The organism is Polaromonas sp. P1_F1 (genome assembly GCF_056405795.1).
Map to the genome: position 1 here is coordinate 268,428 of NZ_JBFUBJ010000005.1, position 11,611 is coordinate 280,038.

An 11,611-nucleotide genomic window follows, 5' to 3' on the forward strand; every position below is an offset into this window, starting at 1 on the left:
CTTTTGGCATAAATCAGCCGCCAGCCCTTGTACAGTGGGCGCAAGCAGCTACTCTTTTTGTAGCATCCACCCGTTTGACCCCTGCTCGCTCCATCCACGCGCCTACGCCCAGACCACGTCGCTGACCGATTCACTTCGGTCGGCCGCGCGCTGTCAAAAGCTCTCCGGCAATTCCTCCAGTTCGCACTGCGTCCCTCCGGCGTCGTTGGCCCATTTTGGGCATGTGATTGATGTTCAAGACATGACATCAAAACGAAGAACGATAAGGAAGGCTACCCATGAAACGGATGCTGGTAAACGCCACACAGGCTGAAGAACGCCGTCTGGCGATCGTCGATGGACAAAAACTCCTCGATTACGAAATTGAAATTGAAGGGCGCGAACAGCGCAAGGGCAACATCTACAAGGCCGTCGTCACCCGCGTCGAGCCCTCACTCGAAGCCTGCTTCGTCGACTACGGCGAAGACCGCCACGGCTTCCTGCCGTTCAAGGAAATCTCCAAGCAATACTTCGCCCAGGGTGTGCCCGTCAACCAGGCGCGCATCAACGATGTGATCCGTGAAGGCCAGGAACTGCTGGTCCAGGTCGAAAAAGAAGAACGCGGCAACAAGGGCGCGGCTCTCACCACCTTCGTTTCCCTGGCAGGCCGCTATGTGGTCCTGATGCCCAACAACCCGCGCGGCGGTGGCGTCAGCCGCCGTATCGAGGGCGAAGACCGGGCCGAGCTCAAAGAAAACATGGACCAGCTGGAATATCCCAACGGGATGTCCATCATTGCGCGCACCGCCGGTATCGGCCGCAGCGCGCCAGAGCTCCAGTGGGACTTGAACTACCTGCTCAAGCTCTGGACCGCGATTGACGGCGCCGGCAAGGGCGGCAAGGGCGCCTACCTGATTTACCAGGAATCCAGCCTCGTGATCCGCGCCATCCGCGACTACTTCAACAGCGACATCGGCGACATCCTGTTCGACACCGACGACGTCTACGAGCAGGCCCGCCAGTTCATGGCCCACGTGATGCCCGAGCACGAGCACCGCGTCAAGCGCTACCGCGACGACGCGCCGCTGTTCAGCCGCTTCCAGATCGAGCACCAGATCGAGTCGGCTTACGCCCGCACCGTGCAGCTGCCTTCCGGCGGCGCCATCGTGATCGACCATACCGAAGCACTGGTGTCGGTCGACGTCAACTCCGCCCGCGCCATCAAGGGCGGCGACATCGAAGAAACCGCCACCCGCACCAACCTCGAAGCCGCCGACGAAGTGGCGCGCCAGATGCGTTTGCGCGATCTGGGCGGCCTGATCGTCATCGACTTTATCGACATGGAAGAGTCGCGCAACCGCCGCGACGTGGAAAACCGCCTGCGCGACGCGCTGCGGCAAGACCGCGCCCGCGTGCAGTTCGGCACCATCAGCAAATTCGGCCTCATGGAAATGAGCCGCCAGCGCCTGCGCCCCGCCCTGTCGGAAGGCGCGTCCATCCCCTGCCCGCGTTGCGGCGGCTCCGGCCATATCCGCGACACCGAAAGCTCGGCACTGCAGATCCTGCGAATCATCCAGGAAGAGTCCCTCAAGGACAGCACGGCCTCGGTGTTGTGCCAGGTCCCGGTCGACGTGGCGTCTTTCCTGCTGAACGAAAAGCGCTCCGAGATCGCCAAGATCGAAGTCAAGCAGCGTATCAACGTGCTGCTGGTTCCCAACAAGACGCTGGAAACCCCCAACTACCGCCTGGAACGCCTGAAGCACGACGACCCGCGCCTGGACAACATCGCCGCCAGCTACAAGATGGCCGACGAAATCGAGGATCCGACCACCGTCACGCGCCGCAGCCAGGAAAAGCACAACAAGCAGGAGCCCATCATCAAGGGCGTCTTGCCCGATGCACCTGCGCCGATCGCGCCGCCCAAGCCGGAAGTGGCGCCACAGGCGGCTCCCAAGCCCCAGTCGCGCCGCCCTGCCCCGGTAGCAGCTGCACCCGCAGAAAAAGGCTTCTTCGGCTGGATCAAGAGCCTTTTCGGCGGCGCGGAAGCGCCAGCCCCGGCACCTGCCGCCAAAGAAGTGAAAAAAGACGAGCGCGGCGAAGGCCGACGTGAAAGCCGCGATGGCCGTGGCGATGGACGCGGTGAGCGTTCGGACCGTGGCGGCGAACGCGGAGGCCGCGACGGCCGCCGCGGTGGGCGTGGCCGCAGCGAAGGACGCGGCGGTGAAGGCCGAGGCGAAAACCGCGAAGGACGCGAACCACGCCCAGAGGGCCAGGGCCGTGGCGAAGGCCGCAATGAAGGCCGTGGCGGCGAGCGCCGCGAACGCAACCCGGAAGGCCGCAACGAAGCCGGCCGCCAGGAACGCCCAGCCGGTGAAGCCCGCGGCGAAAGCCGTCCTGAAAATGCCGGCGACCAGCCCCGCAGCGAAAACCCCAGCCGCGAAGGCCGCGGCCGCCGCGAGCGCGGTGAACGTGGCGAGCGCGGTGGTGAGCGCATTCAGCGCGACTCCGTCGAGCAGGACCTCGCACTGGCCAACCAGGCCGCCATGGCAGCCGCCATGGGCGGTGAAGCCGGCGAGCCGCGCCAGGAACGCGCACCGCAAGACGGCGAACGCCCACAAGGCAACCGTGAACCGCGTGGAGAGCGTGGTGAAGGCCGCCGTGACCGCGGCGACCGCAACGGCCGTCGCAACGACCGCCGCACAGACCGCCCTGAAGGCGCCGAAGGCCAGAATGCTGCCGCTGAAGGCAGCGCCGGCTTCAATCCTGAAGCCGTAGCGGCAGCCCCCGTACTGGACGATGCCGGCAATGTGATCGCCCCTGCACAAAACGGCCAGGCCGAAGACCAACGCCAGCCACGCGAACGCCGCAGCCGGGACCGCTATGGCCGTGACCGCCGCGAACGCGGCGAAAACGGTGAGCGCAGCGAGCAACCTGCAGAAGCCGGACAGGCAAGCGGGCAAGCCGAATTTTCGGAACCTAATCAGCCGCAAGCCCAAGAGCAGCGTGCGCAAGCAGCTCCTGAATTTGTAGCACCGGTGGCTGCCGCCGTTCCGGTTGCTGTACTGGCTCCAGCCTACGTGACCCCAGCAGCCGTTGCCGCACCCGTAGCAGCTCCTGCCCCCGCACCGGCGCCAGCCGCTGTGCCGGTTGCTGCCAGCCTGCCCAAGGTTCAGTCTTACGACTTGCCCCTGCAGGACCTGGTTCAGGTCGCCCAGTCCTCAGGCTTGCAGTGGGTCAACTCAGATGCCGCCAAGATCGCCGAAGCCAAAGCCGCCATCGCCGCCGAAGCCAAGCCGGTCCACGTACCGCGTGAGCGCCCACCGCTGGTGGTCGCCGACGAAGGCCCGCTGGTGCTGGTCGAGACCAGGCGCGATCTCGGCGCTGTGAAGCTGCCTTTCGAACAATCGGCCGGCCAGTAAACGCGCCGACCTCTGCCGCATAAGCGGCACCTCACCAAAAGGCCCGCAAATGCGGGCCTTTTTTACGTCCTTCCTATCTTGCAGCAATGTCGTTAAGAGGCCCTAGAATCAACCCAACAAAATAGGCATGGGGAGAGGACGATGGACAATCCGCAGCACGATGCGCGCTATGCGCCGCCGCAGGCCAGCGTAGACGACGTGGTCGCGGCGTCAGAGGGGCCTGAGCTGGCCAGTCGCATGCGGCGATTTTGCGCCGTGATGCTCGACGCTGTTATTCAGTCCCTCTTCCTTTGGCTGGTGTCGGTACTGACGCCCTTCAATCCCTGGAACACGGAAGGACGCGACATGTGGTCCGTCGATCTGGTGAGCATGGGTGTCGGCGCCCTGATTTTTCTTGTGCTCAACGGCTACCTGCTCGCGACACGGGGCCAGACGATTGGCAAGGTCTTGCTCAAGATACGCATTGCCCGACCTTCGGGAGAGTCCGTTTCCGTCAAGCGCCTGGCCCTCCGATATGGCGCGGGGTTCGCGGCCAGCATCATGGTGGTCGTCCTGTGGGTCTATTCCCTGCTGGACTGCCTGATGATTTTCCGGAAATCCCGTCGCTGCCTGCATGACGAGATTGCGGACACCGTGGTCTTCAAGATCTGACAGGCAGCCCAGCCCTGTGACAACCGCGCGCCTCGACACGCTGTACACGGCCGAAACACCGGAGGGCATCACATTGTCCTTACGGCCCGCCGGCATCGTGGCACGCGGGCAAGCCTACCTGATTGACCTGGCCATACGGTCCTGCCTGTTTATCGCTGTGGCCGTAGTGGTCGGAGCAATGGGCAAGGCGGGCGCGGCAATCCTGCTGGTGACCTACTTCGGCCTCGAGTGGTTTTATCCCGTGGTGTTCGAGTTGACCCGCGCCGCGGCCACCCCTGGCAAGCGCGCGATGGGCTTGCGTGTGGTGATGGATTCCGGCCTGCCGGTAACGCCTGCCGCCTCGCTGACCCGCAACCTCCTGCGGGCCGCCGACTTCATGCCGGCGCTGTTTGGTGCCGGACTGCTCTGCGTCCTCTGGCGCAGCGACAGCAAACGGCTGGGTGACCTGGCCGCCGGCACCCTTGTGGTGTTTAGCGAATCAGTCAAGCTTCATGGCGATGTTCCCTTGGCTGATCCGCTGGCCCCCGCACGGCCGCTATCCGCGACCGAACAGGCCTCGGTGCTCTCCTGGGCCGGCCGTGCAACGCGATTAACCCCTGAACGTTTCGGCGAACTCGCAGCGCTGGCAGAGCCCGTGCTTGGCACAGGTGTGCCAGGCAGCAGCGCCACACAACGCCTGCTCGGGCTGGCGCAATGGCTGATGGGCCGGCGTGAAGGAGACGCGCGCCGATGACGCCTCTGCAATTTGAAGCCCTGTATGCGCCCCTCTGGACCGAACTCGAAACGGTGATCGGTATCGCCGAAACCCAGCGCAAGTTCGACGGTGCGCGGCTGGCCACCCTCTACCGCCGTGTTTGCGAGCACCTGGCGCTGGCGCAGGCTCGCGCCTATCCCGTTCACCTGACGCAAAGGCTCGAAACATTGACGCAAGGCGCGCATCGGCTGATTTACCGGCAGCACGACTACGGCCTGGCGCGCCTTGGACGGCTGGCGCTGGTTGACTTCCCGCAAGCCGTACGCGCGCACCGGGCCTACCTGCTGGTGGCGTTCCTGCTGTTCGTGCTGCCGCTACTGGCTGCCGGCCTGGCGACTTACCGCGACCCCGGTTTCATCCTGCACCTGATGGACGCGGCGCAAGTGCAGCAGTTCGACGGCATGTACAGCGACAGTGCAAGGTCCTTCGGGCGCAACCGCGACGCCGGTGGTGACTGGCAGATGTTCGGCTATTACGTCATGCACAACATCGGCATCGGCTTTCGCTGCTTCGCGGCCGGCATCTTCGGCGGGGTCGGCAGCGCCGGCGTGCTGCTGTTCAATGGGGTGCAGATAGGCGCCGTCGGCGGCTACCTGATCGCCGCCGGCCACGGGCAGAACTTCTGCTCCTTCGTCATCACCCACGGCGCCTTTGAACTGACCGCCATCGTGCTGGCGGGCGCCGCGGGACTCAGGCTGGGCTATGCACTGATCGCGCCGGGCCGGCATACCCGGCTAGAGGCGCTCCGGCTGGCGGCCCGCCACGCCATCGTGGTGATTTACGGCGTCATCGGCCTCCTGCTGATCGCTGCCGCCGTCGAGGCCTTCTGGTCTTCGGCGCGATGGGTCACGCCCGCTGTGAAATATGGTGCGGGCGCAGCCTGCTGGGCGCTGGTGCTGGCTTACCTCGGGTGGCAGGGAAGGCCGCGCGCCGTCCCCGCGGACCCCGGAAAACACCATGCAGGTTGATGCACTCGCCGTTGCACTGCGGCCGCGGCCCATGGCCGAAGCCGCGGACCTGGGTGTCGCACTGGTGCGCCGCCATGCCGATTCCATCTGGCGCACTTTCCTGCCCATGTATGTGGTCGTCATCGTGCTGGTGCTGTGCACGGCGGAGTTTGCCGGCTGGCTCCCCGGGCTGTTGATTTTCTGGCTCAAGCCCTGGTTTGACCGTACCTTGTTGTTCATCCTGTCACGCGCGGTGTTCGGCCAGCCCACGCGGTGGAACGACCTCTGGCAGCGCCGTGGGATGGTCTGGGGCGGCCAGTTGCTCCGGACACTGCTGTGGCGGCGCCTGTCTCCCTGGCGTTCATTCACGCAGGCCGTCGATCAGCTCGAAGGCCAACGCGGCGGCGCCAGGCGCAAGCGGCGCGACCAATTGCTGCGCGGGCGCCGTGGTGCGGGCGCCGGCATGCAGATGATTTTTGCCAATGTCGAGATCGCGCTCGAACTCGCAATCCTGTCGGCGCTGCTGTGGTTCGCTCCTGAAGGCAGCTTCGGAGACGTCTGGCGTTGGCTGCTCGACTCGGAGGCTTCGGCGCAAAGCCTGCTTTTTGCAGCGGTGTACGCTTTCGTCGTCGGTTTGATCGAGCCCTTTTTTGTGGCCGCCGGATTTGCGATGTACCTGAACCGGCGCGTTGAACTCGAGGCATGGGACATCGAACAGGAATTCCGCCGTGCTTTCACCCCCGCAGCGGCGAAAGGCCGGCCATGATGGCTTCTCGCCACGCCGCCGCAAGGTGCTTTTCATGGCGATGGGCCGCGGCCTGCGTCGTGATGGCGGGTATGTCATCGTGGGCCAACCCGGCTGCGGCGCCAGCCGAGCCGCCCTCGCGCCAGCAGGTGCAATCGGCCGCCGACCGGGTTCGTGCCGATCCCAACCTGCCCAGCAGCAAGAGCGAAAAATCCCTGCGCTTCAAGAGCCAGGACAAAAAGCCGGAAGACAAAAAGAAGGATCGCGACAGCCTCAACTGGCTCAAGGATTTGGTGGCCAAGGTGTCCGAGGGCGCGCGCCTGCTCGTGTGGGCGCTGGGCGCGCTGGCCCTGGCCTGGCTGGTGGTCGGCATACGGCGCTGGGTGAAGGTGCGGGCCGGCGGCGGCCGGCACCGGATGGCGCCCCTGCCCAGCCATATCGGCAGCCTGGACATACGGCCTGAAAGCCTGCCCGACGATGTGGGCGCCGAAGTCGCGTCGCTCTGGCAGCGCGGCCAGCGGCGGCCCGCGCTGTCGCTGCTCTACCGCGGCGCGCTTTCCCGCCTGGTCCACCTGCATGCGGTGCCCATCCGGAACGCCAGCACCGAAGGCGAATGCGTGGCTCTCAGCGAGGGCCGGCTGGCGCCCATGTCGCTGGAGTTTTTCGCGCGACTGGTGACCGCCTGGCAGCTGGCGGCCTATGGCGGACGCCTGCCGCCCACGGCCGGCGTGCTGGCGCTGTGCGCCGAATTTGACGCGCGGCTGGGCGCATCCATCGCCCCGGCGAAAGCCATCGCATGAGGGACCGACTGATCCTCATCCTGCTCGGCGTGCTGTTGCTGGCGGGTAGCGCCTGGCTGATGTCGGCCACCGAATGGGTGGACGTCGACACACCCACGCCAGCCAAGGGTGAGGCCCTCACCAACCCGCTTTACGCCACCGAAAAACTGCTGGTCGCCCTGGGTGCGCGGGTCGTGCGGCACAAAAGCCTGGATGCCATGCCGCCGCCGCAAGCCCGGCTGGTGCTGGTGTCGCGCAACTGGGACCTGTTCCCTGAACGCGCGCAGCGCCTGCGTGCCTGGGTGGCACAGGGTGGGCATCTGGTCATCCCGGGCTTCCTGGCCGGCCATAAATCGCTAAAGGACTGGCTACCCGTCACGGAGCAAAGCCCCTTGAAGTGGGAGTCGCCCGCGATGCCGCCGCGCCCGTTGGCCAAACCCGTCAAGGACATGGACTGCCGCGCGCTGGAAGAGCCCGCCGAGGTCATCGCGAGCTACGCCGACAGCCGTGTCTATCGCGCCTGCGGCGCATATTTCAGCCCCCAGTACCTGCCGGTGAATCGGCTGGCCGCACCGCTGTGGTCCCTGCGCGGCACGGCCGGCACTGAGGCCGTGCGCGTGCAGGTCGGCCAGGGCACGGTCACCGTGCTCGGTGGATGGAACCTGCTGGACAATAGCAACCTGCTGCGCGCCGACAATGCGCAGCTGGCGGCCGCGGCATTGCAGGCGCGCGCCGGCACTGAATTCTGGTTTGTTGCCGAAGAGGCCCGGGAGCCCTTCATGCCCTGGCTGTGGCACCAGGCCTGGGCCGCCCTGTTGCTCGGCTTGCTGGCGCTGGCGCTGGCCCTGTGGCGCGCCAGCGTGCGCTTCGGGCCGTTGGCAGCGTCCGCAAGCGCTCACCGGCGCTCGATGGCCGAGCAAGTGCGCGGTACGGCGCGTTTTCTGCATATGCACGGGCCGAAGGCCTTGCATACAGCGCAGCTTCGCGCGCTGCACGAGTCGGCCACCCGGCAATTGCGCCGGTTTTCACAGCTTGATCCGAAGCAACGCACAGTCGAGATCGCACGCGCCACCGGCCTGGACGCCCTGTTGCTGGAACGCGCCCAGGCAGTCAGGTCGCGCAACCCCGGCGTGCTGGCCGCCGACCTCGAATTGATCGAAACCGCCCGCCGGCGCCTCGACGCCACGGGGCCCGACACGCGGCAGCCAACAGCTTTCACGTCTCCCGTTTCACCCGGCGCCTCACCCAGCGCCTCATCTGCCGCTTCATCTCCTCCTTCATCCTGAACCGAGAAACACCATGTCATTCATTCCCAACGAAGAACTGAGCCGCGCAGCCGAGTCGCTGCAAACCCTGCGCCAAGAGGTCGGCAAAGCCGTGGTCGGCCAATCGGAAGCCGTCGACCAGACCCTGGTGGCGCTGGTCGCATCCGGCCACGTCCTGATTGAGGGTGTACCGGGACTGGGCAAGACATTGCTGGCGCGCGCATTGGCGCAAGCCATGAGCCTGCGCTACGCCCGCGTGCAATTCACGCCCGACCTGATGCCTTCGGACATCACGGGTCATTCCGTGCTGGACCCATCGACCCGGAGCGAAGCCGGCATCGGCACGCTGCGGGTACACCAGGGACCGGTGTTCACGCACCTGCTGCTGGCGGATGAAATCAACCGCGCACCAGCCAAAACCCAGAGCGCCTTGCTTGAAGTGATGCAGGAATACCAGGTCACGCTCGAAGGAAAGGCCATGCCGCTGCCCCGTCCCTTCATGGTGATGGCGACACAAAACCCGATCGATACCGAAGGCACCTACCCTCTGCCGGAGGCGCAGCTGGACCGGTTCCTGCTCAAAATCAACATCGACTTCCCCAGCCATGCTGAAGAAAAGGCGATCGTGCAGCTGACCACCGGCCAGCGTGCCGGCAACCAGTTGCCGCTTGATGCGGTCAGGCCGTGCCTGGACGACGCGCAGGTGCTTGAACTGCAGCGGCTGGCCAGCCTGGTGCAGGCGCACGAACAGGTCATTGACTATGCGGTCCGCATCGCCCGCGCCACGCGCGACTGGCCAGGCCTTTCGTCGGGGGCAGGGCCGCGCGGCACCATGGCCCTGGTGCGGGCTGCACGGGCCGGCGCGCTCATGCACGGACGGGACTTCATCACACCCGACGATGTGGCACGGCAGGCCCTGCCGGCCTTGCGCCACCGGGTGATGATTTCGCCCGATGCGCAGCTGGAAGGCCTGGGTGTTGACGACTTGCTGCGCAGTGCCCTGGGCAGCGTCCAGGCCCCCCGTCTCTAGGCCGCAACTCATGCGCTGGTTGGTGATCCCCGCAAAAACGACCGTCAGGGTGCTGGCTTGCATCACGGCGGCCGCCGCGCTGGCCTTGCTCGGGGGTTTGCCGGTTGACCGGGTCGCGATACTGGCCAGCGCCGTCTTGCTGGCGGCGCTGGCAGGCGCCATTTTTGATCTCTGGCGCAGCCTGCGCCTGTGGAGGACAGCGCCGCTGCGCATTGAGCGCACGCTGCCTGGCGCTTTTTCACTGGGCGTGCCAACGGTGCTGACACTGGCGCTGGTCAATGACGGCCCCCTGGCCTGGGCAGTGACGGTGTTCGATGAGGTCGATCCGCGGTTTACCTTTGAAGGCCTGCCACAGGCCGTCACCGTGCCACCGGCTTCGCGCGCCGAGTTGCGATACACGGTGACCGCGAGAGAGCGCGGCGTCGCCCTTTTCGGCACGACCCAGCTGCGCTGGCACACCCGCGGCGGCTGTCTCGAGGTGCAGCAGGCGCTAGGCCAGCCCGGGAAGCTGCGTGTCTATCCCAACTTTGCCGCACTGGCCCGCTATGCCTGGCTTTCCGGTGACCGGCGGCTCGCCCAGATCGGCATTAAAACCTATGTCCAGCGCGGGCTGGGCACTGATTTCCGCCAGCTTGCTGATTACAAAACCGGGGACTCCCTGCGGCACATCGACTGGAAGGCCACACTGCGCCACCAGCGGCCCATCGTGCGCGAATTCCAGGACGACCGCGACCAGTGTGTGTTTTTCCTGCTGGACTGCGGCCGCCGCATGCGCGCTGATGAAAGCAGCCCGGAGCAAGAGCTGCGCGGCAGCAGCCATTTCGACGAGGCCCTCAACGCGCTGATGCTGCTGAGCTATGTCGCACTGAAAGAAGGCGACGAGGTCGGCGCAATGACTTTCGGCGGTTTGCCCGGGCATCGGCGTGACTTTGCGCCCCGCAAAGGCGCCGCCACACTCAATGCCCTCATGAACCGCCTGCACGACATCCAGCCCGGCGCCATGCATTCGGACTATCTCATGGCGGCGCAGGAACTGCTGCGTGTACAACGTCGCCGTGCACTGGTGATAGTGCTCACCAACTTCCGCGACGAGGATTCGGCTGAGCTGCGTCCCGCGCTCAAACTATTACGCCGCAAGCACCTCGTCCTGGTGGCGAGCCTGCGCGAGCGGGTGCTTGGCCGCATCGCCGGCCAGGCGCTGTCCAGCCCGGCGGATGCCGTGGATGTCGCGGCAGCCCACCTCTTCGGGCAGTCGCGGCGCGATGCCTTTGCGCGGGTGGTCGGCAATGACCCGCTGTCGATGGATGTGGAGCCGACGCAACTGGCCGTCTCGCTGGTGAACCGCTACCACGCGGTCAAACGCGCCGGCCTGCTGTAAGCGGGCATTGCATTCAGCCCGGCAGCGGTTATTCTTCGTTTTTCAACAACAGGAGGGAAAGAGAAATGTCTGAAGCCATGAATCCTTATGCCGCACCGCGCGCAGCTGTCGCTGATGTGTATGACCGTGAGGGAGATACACAACCCGTCAAGTGGTTCTCTGCCAGGGGTCGCGTCGGACGCATGCGGTACCTGGCCCGCACCTTTGTGGGTTACCTGCTTTTGCTGGTGGGCGTCTTCGGACTCAGCATGCTGGCAGGCGCTGCCGGCGCCGGCGCCGCAGCGGGCATCGTTGGTTTCGTGGTCATGATTCCCTATTTTCTTTTTCTCATCCTGCTGACTATCCAGCGCAGCCACGACATGGGATGGAGCGGCTGGACGGCGATCCTGGCCTTCATCCCCCTGGTGGGATTGGTCTGGATTTTCAATTCGGGAACCGAGGGCAGCAACCGCTTTGGCGCCCCTCCGCCTCCCAACACCACGCTGGTCAAAATCGGCGCCCTGATGTTTCCCATCATCGTGGTCATCGGCATCATCGCCGCCATCGCTTTGCCGGCTTACCAGGGTTATGTGCAGCGGGCCAAAGCGGCTCAGGTGGTCAAGCCCTAAGCCTGCCACGGCGGGCGGCATGCCCGCCAGGAACGAGGCGCGCGCTCAGAGCCTGT

At 65.6% G+C, this 11,611-nt stretch carries 10 protein-coding genes; all 10 read left to right on the plus strand.

Annotation, left to right across the window (positions count from 1 at the left end; genetic code table 11):
• The first annotated feature begins 278 nt into the window (after positions 1–278).
• The 10 genes from AC1DZE_RS15755 to AC1DZE_RS15800 all read left to right on the plus strand — a co-directional run bounded on the left by AC1DZE_RS15755 (position 279) and on the right by AC1DZE_RS15800 (position 11,555).
• Positions 279–3,398 (plus strand): Rne/Rng family ribonuclease, encoded by a 3,120-nt coding sequence (locus AC1DZE_RS15755; RefSeq protein ID WP_477671305.1) that lies wholly within the window; start codon positions 279–281, stop codon positions 3,396–3,398.
• Positions 3,399–3,539: 141 nt separating this feature from the next.
• The gene (locus AC1DZE_RS15760) at positions 3,540–4,049 is read left to right on the plus strand and encodes an RDD family protein (protein ID WP_477671304.1); all 510 of its coding nucleotides are present in this window, start codon (positions 3,540–3,542) and stop codon (positions 4,047–4,049) included.
• Positions 4,050–4,065: 16 nt separating this feature from the next.
• Positions 4,066–4,782 (plus strand): RDD family protein, encoded by a 717-nt coding sequence (locus tag AC1DZE_RS15765; protein ID WP_477671303.1) that lies wholly within the window; start codon positions 4,066–4,068, stop codon positions 4,780–4,782.
• Positions 4,779–5,771, plus strand: a complete 993-nt coding sequence (locus AC1DZE_RS15770; RefSeq protein WP_477671302.1) for a stage II sporulation protein M — start codon at positions 4,779–4,781, stop codon at positions 5,769–5,771. The genes AC1DZE_RS15765 and AC1DZE_RS15770 overlap by 4 nt, the downstream gene beginning before the upstream one ends.
• Positions 5,761–6,516 carry a hypothetical protein gene (locus AC1DZE_RS15775; RefSeq protein WP_477671301.1) on the plus strand — a complete coding sequence of 252 codons (756 nt, stop codon included), beginning with the start codon at positions 5,761–5,763 and terminating at the stop codon, positions 6,514–6,516. Before AC1DZE_RS15770 ends, AC1DZE_RS15775 begins: the two co-directional genes overlap by 11 nt.
• Before the next feature lie 71 nt (positions 6,517–6,587).
• Entirely contained in the window at positions 6,588–7,295 is a 708-nt protein-coding gene (locus tag AC1DZE_RS15780; protein WP_477700270.1) for a DUF4129 domain-containing protein, read from the plus strand.
• Entirely contained in the window at positions 7,292–8,560 is a 1,269-nt protein-coding gene (locus AC1DZE_RS15785) for a DUF4350 domain-containing protein (protein ID WP_477671299.1), read from the plus strand. The genes AC1DZE_RS15780 and AC1DZE_RS15785 overlap by 4 nt, the downstream gene beginning before the upstream one ends.
• A 13-nt stretch (positions 8,561–8,573) precedes the next feature.
• Entirely contained in the window at positions 8,574–9,569 is a 996-nt protein-coding gene (locus tag AC1DZE_RS15790) for an AAA family ATPase (protein WP_457279406.1), read from the plus strand.
• A 10-nt stretch (positions 9,570–9,579) separates the two neighbouring features.
• Positions 9,580–10,947, plus strand: a complete 1,368-nt coding sequence (locus AC1DZE_RS15795; protein ID WP_477672025.1) for a DUF58 domain-containing protein — start codon at positions 9,580–9,582, stop codon at positions 10,945–10,947.
• A gap of 65 nt (positions 10,948–11,012) precedes the next feature.
• Positions 11,013–11,555 carry a DUF805 domain-containing protein gene (locus AC1DZE_RS15800; RefSeq protein WP_477671297.1) on the plus strand — a complete coding sequence of 181 codons (543 nt, stop codon included), beginning with the start codon at positions 11,013–11,015 and terminating at the stop codon, positions 11,553–11,555.
• Positions 11,556–11,611 lie beyond the last annotated feature (56 nt).

Coding starts and splice junctions, on each gene's coding strand:
- AC1DZE_RS15790 (WP_457279406.1), top strand. CDS start 8,574: ATGTCATTCATTCCCAACGAAGAACTGAGCCGCGCAGCCGAGTCGCTG.
- AC1DZE_RS15795 (WP_477672025.1), top strand. CDS start 9,580: ATGCGCTGGTTGGTGATCCCCGCAAAAACGACCGTCAGGGTGCTGGCT.
- AC1DZE_RS15755 (WP_477671305.1), top strand. CDS start 279: ATGAAACGGATGCTGGTAAACGCCACACAGGCTGAAGAACGCCGTCTG.
- AC1DZE_RS15760 (WP_477671304.1), top strand. CDS start 3,540: ATGGACAATCCGCAGCACGATGCGCGCTATGCGCCGCCGCAGGCCAGC.
- AC1DZE_RS15770 (WP_477671302.1), top strand. CDS start 4,779: ATGACGCCTCTGCAATTTGAAGCCCTGTATGCGCCCCTCTGGACCGAA.
- AC1DZE_RS15780 (WP_477700270.1), top strand. CDS start 6,588: ATGTCATCGTGGGCCAACCCGGCTGCGGCGCCAGCCGAGCCGCCCTCG.
- AC1DZE_RS15800 (WP_477671297.1), top strand. CDS start 11,013: ATGTCTGAAGCCATGAATCCTTATGCCGCACCGCGCGCAGCTGTCGCT.
- AC1DZE_RS15785 (WP_477671299.1), top strand. CDS start 7,292: ATGAGGGACCGACTGATCCTCATCCTGCTCGGCGTGCTGTTGCTGGCG.
- AC1DZE_RS15775 (WP_477671301.1), top strand. CDS start 5,761: ATGCAGGTTGATGCACTCGCCGTTGCACTGCGGCCGCGGCCCATGGCC.